Origin of the sequence: Roseomonas sp. KE2513 (assembly GCF_016107305.1) — a bacterium.
Classification (GTDB): Bacteria; Pseudomonadota; Alphaproteobacteria; order Acetobacterales; family Acetobacteraceae; genus Roseomonas.
This window is the reverse complement of record NZ_RCVR01000014.1, coordinates 1-16,948: the sequence shown is the minus strand read 5'-3', so window position 1 is coordinate 16,948 and position 16,948 is coordinate 1. Positions and strand designations below refer to the sequence as shown.

The following is a 16,948-nucleotide window of genomic DNA, read 5'->3' as shown; positions in this document are numbered from 1 at the left end:
GCGCGGCCGGATGAATCCTGCGTGGCAGCACGAAAATCAGCCCAGCAGCCGGCCGAAGCTCCCCTGCGGCACCGCTCCACAGCGAGTCGCCTTGCCCGGCCGCCCGGCCATGTCCGCGAGGCCATGCAGCGTCTTGTCGAGCCGCAACTCGCCCTTGAGGTGCTGCTCCACCATCTTCCGGAGGTAGCCGGTCGGATTGTGGACCATCTTGGCCGCATGCTTGGTCGCGATGGTGCCCACCACGATCGCCGCTCCCCGACCGCCCAGCACCAGCCGGGCCTGCCCGTAGGTGTGCGCGGAGATCTGCAGGTGCTGGCGCACCATCTGGCTGGCTCTCTCGACGTCCGACCAGTCCGGCCGCGAGGAACTTACCCAATCCCGGTAGGCCGGGACGAGGTGCAGCAGCACTTCAGGGTTCATCGGGAAGCCGCGAAGCAGGTCGTCCTTCGCCGCACTGGTGGCTGCGACGACAGGTTGGATCAGAGTACCGACCTCACCGCCCACTCCACCTCCTTCCTGAGCTGGGCGTGAGCCTTCCTGTGCAATTGCTTTAGCAATTACGGTCTCAGTAGTAGTTGTAGTAGGGGTGCCCTCGTGGGGACCCTGGGGTTCCCTATCAACGCATTCCACAGGCTCGACGGCGACCTGGATAGCGTCGGCCACCCGGTAGTGCAGGGCCTTCAGACGGGCCTCGATCGGCACTAGGCGCAGAGGATCGGAGACGCCCTTGGCCGGCTGCGCCAAGGCCTTCGCCTCGGCGGCCCAGTCCAGCCAGTCGCCCCCCTCCAGCCCGTGCTCGATGCCGTGGTCGGTCATGGACAGCACGCGCCGAGCCCAGGCGCTGCACTGGGCGCGCAAGGCCTTGGCTTCTTGCAGGAGGGCCTCGTACTCGGCCGAGGCGGCCAGGAACTCGGGCATGCGCTCGCCCACCGGGCTCAGGTCGAAGCCGCAAGCCTGCAGGATCTGCTGGGTGCGCGGGCAGCGCCGGCCCCAGCGCTTGCCGGTGCCGAGGTCGATCGCCCGGATCAGCCCGAGGTCGATCAGCTTGCGGATCCGCTTCTTAAGGCCGCTCAGGGACAGGTCGAGGTGCCGGCAGAGCTCCTCGTTGGAGGGCCACACCACCCGTGCCCAACCGGCCTGCCAGTCCGCCTTGCGGCTGTAGCGGAAGAAGGTGTCCACGGTGCCGGGCACCCAGCGCGGGAAGCCCATGGCGGGCACGGCCGCCTTGAAGGCTGACAGCACCCGGCCGCGGTCCAACTCCTCCAGGATACCGCTCAGGCCGGCGGTGGCCTGCAACTCGGCCTTGGTCACTGTCCGACGCCCGGTTTTCGGGTGTGGAACCACTTCAAAATGAACGCTCGGCATAGCTCGCTCCTCGCGAGCGCGCGACCGCACCGTCGACAAAGCTCTCCCGTTGCCATGCGAAGTCTCGCTTGACGAAGGGTGGGCTCGATCCTAAATTGGGGGTGACAGCGACCCAATTTAGAGTTTTCAATGCGATACGGCTGGTGCTTGGCGGCACCGGCCGTTTTCGTTTTCAGCGCGCTATGGGTCGTGTCCTCACAGGACGGTTGAAGATCTGCCCGGAAGCGTTGGCGGACGAGTCCGGACAATGAACATTGCGGGCAAGCGGCGGGTAAGTCCAGCCATAACGCTCCGCAAAAAAATGGAAGCTACGCGGCTAGCGCCCGCTGCAACATACCGAGGCGGCGGAGATAGCTGTGGAAAGCAGTCATCACGACCGCCCCTCGCGTGACGCTATGCTCATTGGCAAGGCGGTCCACACCTGCCTTGAGCTTCTCATCCAGCCATAGAGACTTACGCGCCTTGCCTGAAGGGGGTGCCAGGAAGAGGACCTGCTCACCTGCCTCTACATGCTGAATGAGTTCGGCAATCGCTTCTTCATGAAGATCGCGGGCATAAATGCGCTTGTGGTCGGGGCCACCCTGCCGATTGCGAGTGTCCACGAGCTGCTGGATCGCATCCATAAAGCCTGGCGGCAGTGGAGCATCCAACTTGGCCATGCTCGCCGTTCTGTCGGTCAGGGGGCGGACCATCCTAGCGTTCCACGGGGCTCCAGCCCCTGCACCTGGGGCATACAACGTTGCTTCTACACCAAAGCATGCCTGAGAAAGGTGTAGAGGGCCAGAATCCTTATGGTTTGTGATCGAAGGTCGAGGGCTCACGCTGTGGGTTCCGAGAGTTACGGCTCTACTCCTGGCCCTAGTCGGCGCGAACGAGCAGGCGCTTGCAGGCTCAAGATCCTCGCTTGACTTACGATAACGCCCCTTATCGTAAGTCCGGTGTTTGAAAGCCTTGTTCGCGGGCGGTCGGGGCGGCAAACTGGTGCTGAGATGCCCCGAGCGGGGCGGGCGAACGGGAGGGTGATGGTGGCCGGCAGCGTGACGTCCGGCCCTGCCGCCGCCCTGACGCGGCGGACAATCGCCGGGAAATCAGTGGTTTCCTTCGAGAGCCACCACTACGCCCTGCTGCCCTGGAGCGAGTGGCGCCAGGAGGTTGGCCATCCGATGCGGCTACTGAGCATCGACTATCACACCGACACCAACGATGCCTTTCAGGCCTATGGCTGTTACGCTCGCAACCCCACTCCCTTTGGGTCTAGACCCTTCTGGGAGCAGGACCAGGCTGACCGGCTCGCCCAGCTCTCAGCCGCCGATGCGGCGTCGGTCGAAGCCGCGGTCCGCGACCTCCGTCACGACGAACACATCGACGCAGCCATTCGATGCGGCATTCTCGACACGGCTTTCATCCTCGGCCACGGAACCGGCGGAGTTTCGGACGAACTCCCACTGGACCGGATGGTCTTGCTTGGTGACAGAAAGTCGCGGTGGGGCGACGACGCCGAGCGCCGCTTCCGAGACGAGATCATCGAGGCTGGCTTTCTGCAGGAGCGACTTGGACAGGCGGTCGAGATCTGCAGAGCAGCCGGGACGAGCGATCCGCTCGCAGTTCCATTCATCCTCGACATTGATCTGGACGCATTCAACACGAGGCGGGCAATCGCACCGCACGATCCCGGCGTCTTCCACGACCTGATCCGCCGAGCCTACGCGATCACCATCGCACAGGAACCAGGATGCGTTGAGACGTGCCAGATCGAGGGAGAGGGGCTCACCGCTCCCTGGTTGGAGAAGCAACTCATGGTCCACATACAGCGAGCACTGTCGTGACTGGCCTGCCCGCACCCGCGGCGAAGGGGAGCGTCGCGAGCGGCGATGCGGCGGCGCAGTGGGTGGCCGAGCCGACTGAGCAGGGCCTCGCTGCCCTGCTGGCAACGGAGGAGTACCTGAAGCTTTCCTTCGCACCCGCCACCCAGCGCGCCTACAGCACGGACTGGAAGGACTTCATGGCCTTCTGCGCCGCGATGGGCTTCGTCGCCATGCCGGCCACCCCGAAGACGATCAGTGCCTACCTCGTGCATTCGTCCAAGACCCGCTCGCCCGCGACTGTCCGGCGTCGCCTGGCGGCAATCCGTCTGGCGCACCGCCTCGCCCGGGTCGCGGTGCCCACCGACGATCCCGAGGTGCAGACCACCCTGCGCGGCGCGCATCGCCGGCACGGCCGCCCCACCCAGCAGGCTGCCGCCATCCGCTTGGCCGATCTCCGCCGGCTGCTGGCGACCTGCGAGGACGACACGGTGGGGCGGCGCGACCGCGCCCTGTTGCTGCTCGGCTTCGCCGGCGCCCTGCGGCGCTCGGAGATCGTCGCGCTCGACGTCACCGACGTCGTGCACAAGCCCGACGGCCTCCGCCTGCGCATCCGCCGCTCCAAGACCGACCAGGAGGCCGAAGGCGCCGAGGTAGGCATTCCCCGCGGCAAGCATCCCGCCACCTGTCCGATCCGGGCCCTCGAGGCGTGGCTCGCCACGCTGAAGCACCGCACCGGGCCGCTGTTCCGCGCCGTGCATCAGAGCGGCGCCATCGGGCGTGACCGCCTGAACCCGGCCTCGGTACGCTTCGTCCTGCTGTCCCGGGCCGGCAGGGCGGGGCTGCCGGTGGCGGGGGCGAGCCGCCTCACCGCGCACGGCCTGCGCGCCGGCTTCATCACCGAGGCCTACGATCGCGGCCTGCGCGACCGCGACATCATGGGGCACAGCCGGCACCGCGACGTGAAGACGATGCACGGCTACGTCCGTCTCGCCCGCCTCCTCACCGACAGCCCGGCGGGCCAAGTCGGGCTGTGACGGCCTTCCGCTTTCCCTGGGACGAGGCGCCGGTCCGGCCGTCCCGCCCCCGGGACGCGAAGCCGAGCATCCCCAAGCGGCCGCGCGGGCGTCCGAAGGATGCTCCAACCGACCAGACCGGGGCGGTTGCGCCGAAGACCCCGGAGCGGCAGGGGACGGCGACCACGATCGGGGACGTGGCCGTCCGCCACACGGAATGGCTGCCCTTCCGGCTGACCGTCCATGGGCCGGCCGAAGCCGTCGCGGTCTTCGCCGTCGCCGCGGCCGGGCCGGGCGTCACCCCCTGGCAGGTCGACTTCGCGGCGATGGAAGAGGACGTGTTCCATCGCTTGGCCTCCCTCTACCCCCGCACCGGGCGGCTATCGCTGGAGGGCTGCCGTGTCTTCGCGGCCCAGCTGCGCGAGCGCGCCGAGGATCGGCACCGGCAGGTCCTGGTGGCGGCCGAAGGGAGCCGGGCCCGGCCGCTGGACCTGCACGCCCTGCTGCCCGTGCCGGCGGCCGTCCTGGCCCTCGGCCCGGACCATCCCGACGCCCGGCAATGGCTTCGATCCCGCTGGGGCACCGAGGAGCTGCGCCGGGTGGAGCGGCTGTCCGGGTCTCCGAGGCGGCAATCCAAGGGGCAGGCGGAGGTGGGGTTCGGGTTTTTCGCGGCGGATGCCGGACCCGCCGCCGCGGTGCTTCGGCTGGCCAAAGCCTGGCCCGACCTGCGACTGGACCTGCGGCCTGCCGTCGGCACCTCTGGATGACGGCGGCCGGGCGGGGTGGCCCCGCCTCCGCCCCGGTCGTGCAGCTCGACGGCTACGAGGGGCCGATCGACTTCCTGCTGGAGCTGGCCCGCGCCCAGAAGGTGGATCTCGGCTGCCTGTCGATCGTGGCACTGGTGGACCAGTACGTCGCCGCGGTGGAGGCGCCGGGGGCGAGGGTGACGCTGGCCGAGCGGGGCGACTGGCTCATCGCCGCCAGCTGGCTGGTGCTGCTGAAGTCGAAGCTTCTGGTCCAGGCCGAGGACGAGCCGGAGGTGCCGGAAGCGGAGCGCCTGCGCGAGGGCCTGATCCGCGCCGAGCAGCGTCGGCAAGCCCGGGCCCTGGCAGGCTGGCTGGAGCGGCGGCCGCAGCTGGGACAGGAGATCTTTGCCCGCGGGGCTCCAGAGGCAGCGCCCGCCTCGAGCCGTGGAGAGAGCGGCGACCTGCTGGATCTGCTGCTGGCGTGCTTCGACCTGATGGATGCACCGAGGGCGGCGTCACTTGAATCAGTGAGATCCTATACTCCGCCTCAGCTAGAGATCTGGCCTCTCGCGGAAGCTCTCGCTCACCTGCGGACTTGGTTGCGCGACCAGCCTAGTGAGACCGAACTGAGTGGGTTGGTGCCCGGACTGAAGGGAACTGCTGGCACCTCGCCTCTACGCTCCCGTTCCAATCTTGCAAGCGGTTTCCTGGCCGGGCTTGAATTGGTCAAGCAAGGTGAAGCCATCATGCTTCAGAAGCAGGCCTTTGATCCTCTCTGGATTAGGTCGCCATCTTCCACTTCAGTGATGGGCGATCCTGCCCAGTCATAGGCTGCCGTTGACAACGGGAAACACACTGGCCTCACTTCCCCCTTGCGCCAACTATTTTGGTTGGCTATCGTGTGCCAACTAAAATAGTTGGAGATGGCGTATCGACCATGGAAGCAATGCCCGAACAAATCCGCGCAGGCCGCGCACTGCTAGATTGGACGCAGGCCCAGGCAGCCGAGGCTGCAAGCGTGTCGCTCAGCACAGTGAAGGACTTCGAGGCTGGCCGACGGGCTCCGACGCGCGCCAGTCTGGATGCTATGCAGGCCGCCCTTGAGGCTGCAGGAGTAGAGTTCACGGGTGGTGACACTCCGGGCGTGAGGCTCCGCGGCGGGGTGCAGTTATTCTGGAATCCAGACTTCATTGGCGTCAGCGAGGGTAACCGGGCGGCAGCCTTGCAAAGGAAGTGGTTTCGAACGTCTGACGAGGCGGTTGCATGGGCCAAAGAGAGATGGCCCACCTTGCGCGGATGCGCCCCAAACGTCGTGGACATCCGACGCAACATCTTGCTGTCGTCCGAAGACATCGCGCTGGAGTTCGAAGCAGTATGAGCCACGAGCGCCGCTGGATAGTGTTGGGTACGGATGGCCGTCACGTGACCCTAGGACGTCACAGTGACCCGTCGGGAGAGGAGGTAGCAACCGCAGAACGCGCATTGGCGGCCCAGGGCGCGTCGGGATGGCTCGCAGTCATGGAGGGCGATTACTGGGCCCGTATGGGGAAGCCGTCGATCATGATGGTCAGACCGCTGGCTGGCCCCGCTATCGCCTTCAACGCCGCGGCAGCTGCCTTCGAGGAGGCTAGACTCCGGGCCGTGCAGCCAGCCTAACGACGTCGGAGAGCCTCGCTTGGTAATGGGGCTCGTCTGACCTGCAACTTTAGAAAGGGCCCACCGGTCATGTAAGATCGGCGAAATCGTGGAGGGCTTGGAGATGGCAACCTCATGCACCTCGCCGAAACTGCTGAGCCTTTCAACAAAGCAAAACGGGCTCTAACGCTCGCCACGTTCATCAGGCGCTTTGTGCTCTCACTTCCTCCTGCGGCATCGGCATGGTGATGGACCGGAGTTGCTCCCAGCACTCGGGCCTCTTTGCCCGCTCCGAAACCATCCGGCCTGCTGCCGATTCATGCAGCGCCTTGTCCACATGCCGGGCCCACTCGGCGGCCAACGCCATCAATGGAGGTGCGAGAACTTGATCCGCCCAGATACGGTCGAGATCCATCTTGTCCTTCAGGCGCTGCCCCATCAATGCGACGGTATAGGCGATGACATTGGCCTGGAAAGCCGGCAACAGTGGGCGAACCACCTTTTGCACAGCCCTGAAGATGATGACCTGTGCGATGATCCGCTTCATGTCGGCCGCGTTCACCAGTGGCCATCGCCTCGCACCTTCGTCCTCGTCGAGCAGTGCACTGAACTTCTCGAAGTTCTTCTGCAGGCCCTGACTGGCGATGTCCGGATAGCCGGCCCATGCCATCAGGCACTTGGCGAGCTCTGTCTTGTTGACCTTGTACGTCGGCGGGAACTCCACCTTCAGCTTCTTGAGCCGAGGCGGCGTGTCACCTTTGCGGGACAGCATTACGTTGTAGCTACCCGCTGCACGCTCGTAGAACCATCTGGTCACACCGTCCGGGCAGTAGGTTGCCTGTGTCAGTCGCTCGAGGTCTCGATGGAAGGGACGGTTCGCTGACAGGTCTGAAACCTTCACTGCACTCTGGCTGTTGGCAAACCTGGAGACGTTCGCGACAAGAACCTCCCTCGCACTATCACCCTGCTCGTCCTCGCTACCGACGATGATGATCTTCGCTGGAACCCGAACACGACGAAGGTCGACGTCTGGAGTCTTCTTTTTCGTGAAATAGATGGATGCCGTGGTCTGGCCACCGTTGACGATCTGCACCCCGCGAAGCCATGCGATGCCTGGTCCACCCTCCGGCGTCACCTCGTAGCCCGCGGCATCCGCTATCACGACAATGCCGTTATTGAACGCGACGAAATGCTCCGGCGCAGACCTCAGGGTGTCACGGATGCCACGGTTCACCTTGTTCGTGGCGCTCAGGAAGGAGCGCACATTGGCTTCGAGCAGGCGGGCACCGAACTTCTCGTATGTCAGTCGGAGCGCCTCACCAGGGATGGCAGCCAAGGCAGTGCTGTAGACGGTGTCCTCACCCGGGAGAAGGACGCAAGGCAGAGGCGAACCGGACAAGGTCTTGAAATCCAGGATCATCTCGTCCCTTGGCTTTCCCTCCGAAAGATGCCGGTACAGCCGCTCAACATCCATGACCTCAAGACGGACGGTCTTCCCATTAACCTCTCTGCTCTTGAAGCTCTTTGACTTGGCAACACGATCCGTCAGGACGTGCACCGTAATGTGGTCGAGCTTCGGGAAGATCATCTCGATAATCTGCGCCAGCTCATGGGCGTCATTGGCTGCGTCGATGCGCGAGGCCAAACGGCCTTCCGCGCATTTCGTCAGGAACGCGAGGCAGCGAGTGGCAGCCTGGGTCGTCTCGTTGTCGGGGATCGGTAGCGGCTTCTCACTGCCGGAGTAGAGGCTCACGAAAAGATCGAGCTGCTCGTCGTCCCTGCTGACTGCATAGCCGCTCAGCCTCAGCTTTGTCCGATCAACCATTGCATCGTAGTGGCAGGTGACAGGATCCGACGTCATGCCGATCTCGGCCATGTGGTCCATGACATGCTCAGCGAAGACCATCTCGCTGTACGGCGGTGCGTCGCCGCTCTCCATCCGCTCGCGGATGTCGGCCTGGAGCTGACCAAGAAATTCGTCAAGCGTCATGGCCAGCTTGCATCCTGCAGAACATCGGAGAGGGTGACGGCAGTGAGACCGGAAACATCGAGATCAATGACATAGGAAGCCGAGATGACGCCTCGCGGCACCGCTCTAACAGTCAAGGCCGGAAAGCCATCAGCGACCTTGAAGAGGCGCACATCATCAAGCTTCAGACGACGCGAGTAGTGCGACGTCATCGCCTCGATGTATCCATAACGGAGTAGTCTGTGGGAAAAGGCAGATACCGCCTCGAGAGATCCGGACAGCAGTGCGCGGGTCGCAGCCACCTGCTCCGGCAGCGACAGGCCCACGGGATCATCCCTCAGGCGGACCGCCGCTAGGTGCAGGGGCGACCGTACTGCTTGGTCGAGCTGGTCCAGCGACGAGATGGTCGCCCTGAAGCCGGTGACCGCGACCGAGGACTTGACCTCGATCGCTCCAACCTGGAGCACGAAGTCGTGCAGGCCTCGCATGGGACCTTCCCAGGCGCTCACGGCCGCCATGGGATCCTGGAGATCCTCGGCCAATTTGGTTAGGATGTGCAGCTCTCCATGCAGGCCGATCTCGTCCTCCTTGCTCAGGACGCCACTACGGTCCTTCAGCATAAAATCCTGCCAAGCCCTTATCCTTGCGACCACGCAGGCCATGACGACCTGTGCATTATGCGTGCCTTCTTCCGAGCGGATTAAGGACAGGAGATCCTGTGCCATCGCCCCGAAGAGGTCGAGCGGCGCCCCTGGCTGCCGTGCAAGGGCAATGAATACGAGGCGTGGCAGTGCGGGCTCGCGCACGATCTCGACGTGGAAGCCACGTCCTGCAGGCATTTCGGACGTCGAGGGTGGCCTGACGTCCTGGAAGCCCAGTAGTAACCCCTCACGATCATCCGGCATGTGCCGCGCCGCCATGATTCGGCAGGACCCGATAGTGGCGAGATAGGTGCTGCGCCATCCTGCCTCGCCATCGAGACCGGCCAGTGCACGCCAAGCTTCGGCCAGCCGAAGCGGGTCACTCGGAGGAGCCATAGTCCTGCTCCCAGAGCACGTTGTTTGCCACGTAGGCCACCTTCACGCCTGAGCGGCTGCCTGGAAAGCTCATGCCGAGCCCGACCACGCCTTCCACATCCTCGGAGAATTCCACATCAGTCTTCTGCGGGTCCAGCACGTAGAGGAGCATCAGGCCCTTGTCTGGCCGGGCCGAGACGCCGGCTGCTCCGAAACCTCTGATGCGCCTGATGGCGACGCCGCTTGGCGCATCAGGTTCCTGACCCTGTGAGCGCCCTGGATCCGCGCGCCACATCTCACGAGTTAATGTAAGGGAGGCGGCCCATGCCTCTTCCCCGAGATCGATCGCCTCATCACGTGGTGCCAGGAGGCGGCCAATCGAGAAGCGGTCGAGATTGGCGGGGATGTGGGGCCGCTTCGTACGCATCGGCATTTTGACCGAGATACCGCGTCCCAAATCGATAGAGCGGCGATCGCCGCCACCAAGTATCGCAACGGTCCACGACGTCAGTTCACCGGTGCGCGCCATTGATTCGATGAACTCGGCAAGGTGCGCGGCACTCGTCTTGTGGGCCTCGGGATGGGTCCTGTAGTTCGCAAGGAAGGTAACGATCCGCTGCGCGGGCACGGCATCCCAGAGCGCGCCTTCCCATTCCTGCCGGGTGTCCGGTCTCGTACGCCGGATCGGTGACATCTCGGTCGGACTGCCCATCTCCTCCACAAGCGACCGGAGCGCCTTGAGGTTGGAGCTGAGGATTGCCGGGTCGCGATGAAAGGCGACCGTCTCCACAACCTGTCCACTGAAGGACAGCATCATTGTCTTGGCCGCACGCATCTTGAGCCGTGATGTCACCATCAGCACCGAGTGCGACTGGACCTTAAGGCCGTAGTCCTTCGGAGTGCCGCCGCTGGCCTGCATCATGTCGAACTCCTCCCGGAGTTCCTCTGACGCGTCGGCGATATGGCCGAACCATTCGATGAGGTCGGATGTCGTGTAGAGCCGGCAAAGGTCGAGGTATCCAGGCCGGTAGCCGAACCAGCGCCCCATCTGCATCAACGTATCGTACATCCGCGAGGCACGCAGGAAGTAGCTCGTGCAGAGACCTTCCAGGGTAAGGCCGCGGGCCAGCTTATCACCCCCGATGGCGATGACCTTCAGGCCGCGACCTGAATTGTCGGCGTAGTCGAGGGCATCCTTCGCCGTGCCGTTGATCATCCGGACGTTCACGTCGGCGACCACATCCGGGAGGACGGCAGCTATTGCTTCCCATGCCATGGGACTAATCGATGGATCGTCGCCGCGTTCGGCAATCATCGCCGTGACGGGCACGAAGTCCTTGTCCCAGAGCGCGTGGAGATCCGCCAGCAGCTTCTCGCTGCCGATCCCCCGCCGGAGGCGCTGGGAAATGCTCCGAACAATCTCCGTGACCTGCCGATGGACCTCGGCCTGGACGGCAGTGAAGCGGGTGACGTGGATGAGCATCGAACTGTGACGCTGGCCCTGCCCGCGGACCTTTCTGGCGGCACAGGCGAGCAGAAAGGACAGGATGGCCTCGTGCAGCGATCCGGGCAACTCGTCGGCACTCGGCCGGTGGTGGCTCTTGTGGCCTTGCGGCATCCAGCCGGAGCCTTCTGCCTCGCCCTGTTGATCGGAGACTTCATGGGCCAGGGGGAGGCCTCCCTCGCGGCCCGTGGCTCCACGAAGGCCGAAGATCTTCGCCGGACCGACGTAGTTCGACGGGGCTGCGAGATTGACGATGAACGAGCTCGGGAAGAGGTCCGGACCCTCTTCACGCGTGTGGCCGCGATCGTGGATGAAGATGTTGGCGAACGGTGTCGCCGTATAGCCGACATAGGCCGCCCGGGTGAAGGAGTGGAGCAGGCGCCGGACAAGGCGGTTGATGACGGTCGGCGAGTGTTCCTCGTCCGGACGTCCCTGCTCGTCGAATACCTGCTCACCAGTATCCACCGACGCATGGTCCGCTTCATCATCCAGCAGCAGCAGCGGCAGTTTCGTGACGAGTCTCCGCCCGGTCTCCTGGTCCCGACTGTCGGCAGCATGGTTCTGGACCCAGGACAGGAGACGGGTCAGGACGGTCTTGTTCTTCTTCACGACGAAGAGCCACGGCCGCTGCTCGGGACTGATGCCCAGGCTGCCAGCCAGCCGTGTCGAGAAGTCACCCTTGTCCGTGCGGTTGGTCACGTAATTGGGACGGATGGATGGATCGCCGTCGATCTCTCCGACGCCAATCGTCGTTGTATCGCCAGGCGACGGTGCCGTCGCATAACCGAGGAAGCCTTCGTCTAGCCGCATCTGCGTCTGGGACCTGAGATTGTTGTGCAGTCCGGCAAGGACGATGATGATCTTGTAGCCGGCGTCCGCCGCCTTGCAGATCAGGCCGGTGTAGTTGGCGGTCTTCCCCGACTGCACATGCCCCACCACCAAGCCTCGACGATCCCAGTCGCCTGATCTCTGTGGATCCTCCAGCAAGCCGAGAATGCCGTCGGTGGATCGGTCGAGAGCATCAAGCGCTTCCGAAGGAAGATCTCTTTCGAGCCACTCGCGATAGCGCCGCCACAGGCGCCATTCGTGCTTCCTCTCCGCATCAAGCCAAGCGATATGTCCGGCCTCATCCTTCAGGGCTCCGTCACGCCCGATCCACATACTGAAGCGGCGGACGAGTTCCTCCGTTATGGCAGCCCGGTCGAGCCCCTCTCCCCAGGCCGGCTTCATTCGCAGCACCACATCGATCTGCTCGCCAATCAGCGTCGGGCCGATACGGCTTCTGTCGGGTTCGTCGAGCAGAAGCTCCTGTACGAACTTCACCACCTTCTGGGCATGGCTTTCCGGTACTGCATCCATGGCGGGTCAGGTCTCGATCGGAGGGAGGTCGGGAAGAGCGGCAACAACATCGGGGTACGCGTCGAAGGGCTCTGCCAGTAGAAGACGCTGTCTGGCCTCGGAAGACGTCAGTCCACGCCGACGGACGAGGTTCCGGTACATGACATCCAGCACTTGGTGGAGCTCGGCTGGCGGACCAGCTGTGAAGCCGGTACGGGGCGTCTCCTTGGCCTCCGCCGTGTCCAGCCAGATGCGCTGGACCGGCACCGTCTCCTCCACGACCCGGAGCATGGCGCGCACAAGAGGAGCAAGCTCATCAGCCTGCTGGAGGACCGCCGCCACGGCGGGATGATGCTCATCGATCCGGTACCGGATGCCGTCGGAATTGTGTATCGCCGCCCAGGCCTGGACAACTGGCTGTCCACTCACCCGACCAGTGAGAGTCTTGCCGCGCCACGCGAAGACACGACGTGCGCGGTTTCGCGTATCCTCGGCGAGGGCGGTCAGCTTCGATCGAACCTCAACCGGAAGTCGGGCCGTCGACTTCCGGATGTCGATCTTCCATGCAGCATCAGAGGCATTCCCGATCTCCACGCGGATGCGTGCGAGCCGATGAGCCTCCTCCTTCGTCCACGACCGCCCGCGTCCGAGCCCCAACCAGGATCCTCCCAGGAGAAGGCGTCCCTGCCTGTAGACATAGAAGCCCTGCTGTGCCGTCCATCCGTCAGGGCCGGCAGCATCTTCGTAAGATCTTGCATCCAGCCGATCCTTGTGGGGCAGGACATGAGCCTGGACAGTTACAGGACCGGAAGAACTGGGGAAGCGTTCCTCGGGAGACGACCAAGTGTCGCGATGGTCCGTCATGAAGGGATCCCACGGCTTCACGCGGCTCCCGTTCAGCGTGATGCGAAGACGTGGTCGAAGCCCCTCCATGTAGAGGTGGAAGACCATGGACAGATGGCGCTCGACCCGGTCCATGAGGTCGAGCAGGTCCTGCTCGCGGAATCCGGGGGTCAGCAGGCGGTCGAGAACTTCCCAGGCGACGAGCGTGCCGTGGCCGGTGGAGGCCAGGAGCGTCAGCAGGTCGTCGGAACCGGGCGCCGGACCTTCGAGCAGCTCCCAGTCCTGTCCTCCCGCCGCTGCGATCTCGTCAAGGTCCCATCGCAGGCACGCCGTTGTCCCATGCCTGCGGGACACGACGGTCAGTCGCCGGCACTGCGAGAAGGACGCGGTCTTCAACCCGAGGCCGAACCGCCCCAGGTCGCCCGGCAGCCGCGGCTCGAGCGGGCTTCGATCACCGAGACGCATGGCCTTCTCAAGCTGATCAGCCGTCATACCACTGCCATTGTCGGCTATGATCACGCGTGATGCGGCTCCCGCCCAGGTGAAGAAGACGTCCACCTGCGAAGCGCCCGCAGCTACGCTGTTGTCTATCAGGTCTGCCAAGGCCGTCGAAGTCGAGTAGCCCAGGCCTCGCAAGGCTTCGATCATCGCTGTAGCCCGCGGTGGAGCGGCGATCCTCCTCTGGCTTGGCTGCCCTGTCATGGGACCATGCTCTCGAAGTGGCGCGAGGGAAGGTGCCGGGGCAGCCGATCGAGTGCCTTTGCCTCGATCTGCCGAATCCGTTCGCGGGTCACCCGGTACAACTGCCCCACCTCCTCCAGTGTGAGAGGATGGCCATCGGTGATGCCGAAGCGCAGGTCCAGGATGCGTGCTGCCCGCTGGTCAAGCTTCTGCAACGCCTCAAGCAAGGCAAGTCTCAAATCGTTCTGAAGAACGGTCGCAAGAGGTGTCTCAGGATCGATAAGTTCCGGAACGCAGGCTTCCCTGGTCAAACCCAGCTCATGATCCGCCACGGCGGACAGACCTGCAGCCTCCTCCAAGGGCATGATCTCACGCTCGGCAGCGAGAGCCCGCTCCACTGCCCGCACATCCAGTTCCGTCACCTGCGCGAGGTCGAGGGCCGATGGCTCGAAGCCATGTTTAACCCTGAAGGCATCGGCGTGCCGCCGTGTCTTGGCCATACGCTCCAGCAGGTGGACGGGGACGCGGACTGTTCGGCCAGTGTCCTGCGTACAACGGCTCATCGACTGTCGGATCCACCACGTTGCGTAGGTACCGAAGCGCAATCCGCGCTCGACATCATACTTGTCGATCGCCCTGAGTAGGGCGATCTGGCCCTCCTGAACGAGATCGAGGAAAGGCACCGCAGGGCGTGCGTATCGTCGCGCGTGCCAGACGATGCGACGCAGGTTCGCTTTGACGATCATCTCTCTCAGAACAAGGTACCGTTCCAGTGCCGACTCTATCGCAGTCTCGGATCCGGATGCCTGGAGGCTCGCGGTGACACGGCGCAGTAGGTGGAGACCCTGCGGCGTGTTCTCCTCAATGCAGTTCGGCGCTTTGCGGCGTCGGGGTGCAGATCGCCTTCCTTTAGGAAGAGCGCGTTCGGCCAGCTCTAGTAGGCGGCGGGTTGTCAGCGCCATCGCCGACAAGCTCCGCACCATATCTCCCGCCTCCGCGTCTCTCTGGGCAGCTTCCCTCAGGCAAGCCGCCAGCCCCTTAGCCGCCGAACTGTCCTCCTCCCTGAATTGATCCGAGGAATCGTCAACGTCCTCCTCGATTGCAGTCCAGTCCACGTCCGAAACTTCCCTTGGCACGAGAAGGCCAGCATCCAGCCGGTCGGCCCAGGACTGCAGGGTGGCCGGGGTAGAGGCGCAAGGAGCTGCCAGCTTCAGCAGATCCCGACGAGCCGACGCCAATTCCCGGAACAGGCGCACCTCCTCGGAGGCGGAGGCGATGCGTGCGCGCGACGCCTCCTCCAGTAGCAGGCTCTCCGCGTCAGGAAAGGCTCCAGCCATGCCGTCGAGGAGTTCGAGTGTGTCGGCAATGTCCGATCTGTGAAGGAAGGAACTGCCCGCTGCCGAGTCATCATCAGCATCCCGCGACAGATCAAGCGCGTGTTCCCGCTGGACCAGTACGCCAAGGTCACTGAGCACGGCACGGAGAGCGACGGTTACAGCCTCTTCCTTTCCGCGTGTTGCGGCGTGCACCGTCAGATCATCAAGCGCTTCCTCCGGCACCCATCCATGGCGGAACGCCGCCTCCAGCAGATGCACGACCGCACGGTGCCCATCGAACCCCTCTGCGAACAGGGCCAGCCACGTCGGCGCGACCCCAGGCAGCTCCAGGTCTGTGTCGGCCCAGTCCTGATCGGAGATGGACGCGGTGTGACTGGTCAGCTGAGCATCAAGTGCGGCCGCCGCCCTCTCAACGCCGATCGCCGAAATGAGTAGCAGAGGCTCAAGCTCGGGTTCCCACTGCTGATCCGCAGCGGAAGATCCAACTGCCGCACTTGATGGCTCGGCCAGTAATGGAGGCGCGGCTATCGTGCCTTGGCTTGCTACGGGCTCCACTTCGGGCGTCTCTTCGGCTGGCGGGGCGGCGGTTTGCGCTCCATCATCCACGATCCACTCATCGGCGATTTCCGCCGTGTGGCTCTCCTCGATAGTCTCTACCGGATCAGTACTTGCAACCTTGATATCCAGCGCCGGCAGCGTAGCAGCAGGCACATTATCCCCTTCCGGACTGCTGCCTGAGCAAGGGCGGTTGTCTTCCGAAAGGACCCGAGGGCAGTCTAGCGGTTCAGGATTTGCAGTGCATTCCTGGGATGGCTCGCAGAGCTGAATCTCTGGCGGCGGGGCTTGTTCCAATGTGCTCGCCGCACTGGCGCCCTGGTACCTTGAGATCAGTGCGACAACAGGGGAGTGCCCGGCGGACTGTGCAGCTGCGAGCGCGTCTTGGTTGTCGTCATCCCGAGTAGTAGTATCGGCGCCAGCCTCAAGCAGAAGTCGGCAAACTTCAGCATGTCCACGCATTGCCGCCAGGATCAGAGGGCTGCGGCCCTTTCCGTCCCGGCCGTTCAAGGGTGCGCCACGCTTCAGATGGAACGCTACTGCTGCGGGCACACCCGACGCTAGCGTCAGGCGGAAGAGGGTGCTGAGAGAGGCTTCTTTGCTCAACTGGATCGTTCTGGACGGATTTATCCACTACGCTAAGTCATTATCGCATCTATAATCGTGCAACAAAAGTGGGGAAACGGCATATTCTGGTATGAAGCCGAGCCAAGAACCACCCCCCCTGCAAGACTCCATGCCCAGACCTATCGTCCTGAAATGACTGCCAGAAGACATCGAGGGGACATCATGTCCCCGGAGAAGCGGTCGGCTGTGATGGCCCGCATTCGGGGCAAGGACACCGGTCCCGAGCTGGCCATGGCAGCCGCTCTGAGGCCGACCCGCTTCCGATACGAGTCGCATGCAAGGGATCTCCCGGGACGCCCAGATTTCGTCTTCCGGCGCCATGGGGTGGTGGTTTTCGTGGACGGAGACTTCTGGCACGGCTGGCGGTTCCGGGACTGGAGGGACAAGCTTTCCGTGAAGTGGGAGGCCAAGATCGAGGCCAACCGCCAGAGGGACCTCCGAAATTTTAAGCGTCTCCGGGCTGAGGGCTGGCGCGTACTCCGCATTTGGGAGCACGAAGTAAAAGCCGATGCTA

Annotated in this window: 13 protein-coding genes and 1 pseudogene; 6 read left to right on the top strand and 8 right to left on the bottom strand. The window is 64.0% G+C overall.

Features of this window, described 5'->3' with window-relative positions; translation table 11 throughout:
- Positions 1 to 36: 36 nt before the first annotated feature.
- Together repC and D9599_RS15345 are read right to left on the bottom strand one after the other, a co-directional pair.
- Complete coding sequence (gene repC, locus D9599_RS15350; RefSeq protein ID WP_198382162.1) at positions 37 to 1,311, bottom strand: plasmid replication protein RepC; 1,275 nt, start codon at positions 1,309 to 1,311, stop codon at positions 37 to 39.
- Positions 1,312 to 1,673: 362 nt separating this feature from the next.
- A complete protein-coding gene (locus D9599_RS15345) occupies positions 1,674 to 2,057 on the bottom strand; it encodes a hypothetical protein (RefSeq protein WP_198382161.1) in 384 nt (127 codons plus the stop codon).
- Positions 2,058 to 2,390: 333 nt separating this feature from the next.
- Between D9599_RS15345 and D9599_RS15340 the strand changes: the two genes are divergently transcribed.
- From D9599_RS15340 to D9599_RS15320, 5 genes are all read left to right on the top strand, one after another.
- The gene (locus tag D9599_RS15340; RefSeq protein ID WP_198382160.1) at positions 2,391 to 3,191 is read left to right on the top strand and encodes a UPF0489 family protein; all 801 of its coding nucleotides are present in this window, start codon (positions 2,391 to 2,393) and stop codon (positions 3,189 to 3,191) included.
- The gene (locus D9599_RS15335) at positions 3,188 to 4,204 is read left to right on the top strand and encodes a tyrosine-type recombinase/integrase (protein ID WP_198382159.1); all 1,017 of its coding nucleotides are present in this window, start codon (positions 3,188 to 3,190) and stop codon (positions 4,202 to 4,204) included. The genes D9599_RS15340 and D9599_RS15335 overlap by 4 nt, the downstream gene beginning before the upstream one ends.
- On the top strand, positions 4,201 to 4,950 hold the full coding sequence (locus D9599_RS15330) for a hypothetical protein (protein ID WP_198382158.1): 750 nt from the start codon (positions 4,201 to 4,203) through the stop codon (positions 4,948 to 4,950). The genes D9599_RS15335 and D9599_RS15330 overlap by 4 nt, the downstream gene beginning before the upstream one ends.
- Positions 4,947 to 5,759, top strand: a complete 813-nt coding sequence (locus D9599_RS15325; RefSeq protein ID WP_198382157.1) for a ScpA family protein — start codon at positions 4,947 to 4,949, stop codon at positions 5,757 to 5,759. Before D9599_RS15330 ends, D9599_RS15325 begins: the two co-directional genes overlap by 4 nt.
- Before the next feature lie 107 nt (positions 5,760 to 5,866).
- Entirely contained in the window at positions 5,867 to 6,307 is a 441-nt protein-coding gene (locus D9599_RS15320; RefSeq protein WP_309228637.1) for a helix-turn-helix transcriptional regulator, read from the top strand.
- A 459-nt stretch (positions 6,308 to 6,766) separates the two neighbouring features.
- Here the strand turns inward: D9599_RS15320 and D9599_RS15315 are convergent, their stop codons facing one another.
- The 6 genes and pseudogenes from D9599_RS15315 to D9599_RS32450 form a co-directional block, all read right to left on the bottom strand.
- Positions 6,767 to 8,554, bottom strand: coding sequence for an AIPR family protein (locus tag D9599_RS15315; protein ID WP_198382156.1), 1,788 nt, complete (start codon positions 8,552 to 8,554; stop codon positions 6,767 to 6,769).
- A complete protein-coding gene (locus tag D9599_RS15310; RefSeq protein ID WP_198382155.1) occupies positions 8,551 to 9,570 on the bottom strand; it encodes a PD-(D/E)XK motif protein in 1,020 nt (339 codons plus the stop codon). The genes D9599_RS15315 and D9599_RS15310 overlap by 4 nt, the downstream gene beginning before the upstream one ends.
- On the bottom strand, positions 9,554 to 12,412 hold the full coding sequence (locus D9599_RS15305) for a Z1 domain-containing protein (RefSeq protein WP_198382154.1): 2,859 nt from the start codon (positions 12,410 to 12,412) through the stop codon (positions 9,554 to 9,556). The genes D9599_RS15310 and D9599_RS15305 overlap by 17 nt, the downstream gene beginning before the upstream one ends.
- Before the next feature lie 6 nt (positions 12,413 to 12,418).
- Positions 12,419 to 13,882, bottom strand: coding sequence for an ATP-binding protein (locus D9599_RS15300; protein WP_198382153.1), 1,464 nt, complete (start codon positions 13,880 to 13,882; stop codon positions 12,419 to 12,421).
- Positions 13,883 to 13,932: 50 nt separating this feature from the next.
- On the bottom strand, positions 13,933 to 15,963 hold the full coding sequence (locus D9599_RS32280; RefSeq protein ID WP_309228636.1) for a sigma-70 family RNA polymerase sigma factor: 2,031 nt from the start codon (positions 15,961 to 15,963) through the stop codon (positions 13,933 to 13,935).
- A gap of 183 nt (positions 15,964 to 16,146) precedes the next feature.
- A pseudogene (locus D9599_RS32450) lies at positions 16,147 to 16,359 on the bottom strand (ankyrin repeat domain-containing protein); the annotation flags it as partial.
- A 237-nt stretch (positions 16,360 to 16,596) separates the two neighbouring features.
- Between D9599_RS32450 and D9599_RS15290 the strand changes: the two are divergent.
- On the top strand, positions 16,597 to 16,948 hold a 352-nt coding region (locus D9599_RS15290), incomplete at its 3' end, for a very short patch repair endonuclease (protein WP_232480544.1).

Bases quoted from the DNA above. Each gene is read 5' to 3' on its own strand.
- D9599_RS15345 (WP_198382161.1), bottom strand. From the start codon at position 2,057: ATGGTCCGCCCCCTGACCGACAGAACGGCGAGCATGGCCAAGTTGGAT.
- D9599_RS15325 (WP_198382157.1), top strand. From the start codon at position 4,947: ATGACGGCGGCCGGGCGGGGTGGCCCCGCCTCCGCCCCGGTCGTGCAG.
- D9599_RS15320 (WP_309228637.1), top strand. From the start codon at position 5,867: ATGGAAGCAATGCCCGAACAAATCCGCGCAGGCCGCGCACTGCTAGAT.
- D9599_RS15315 (WP_198382156.1), bottom strand. From the start codon at position 8,554: ATGACGCTTGACGAATTTCTTGGTCAGCTCCAGGCCGACATCCGCGAG.
- D9599_RS15310 (WP_198382155.1), bottom strand. From the start codon at position 9,570: ATGGCTCCTCCGAGTGACCCGCTTCGGCTGGCCGAAGCTTGGCGTGCA.
- D9599_RS15305 (WP_198382154.1), bottom strand. From the start codon at position 12,412: ATGGATGCAGTACCGGAAAGCCATGCCCAGAAGGTGGTGAAGTTCGTA.
- D9599_RS15300 (WP_198382153.1), bottom strand. From the start codon at position 13,882: ATGATCGAAGCCTTGCGAGGCCTGGGCTACTCGACTTCGACGGCCTTG.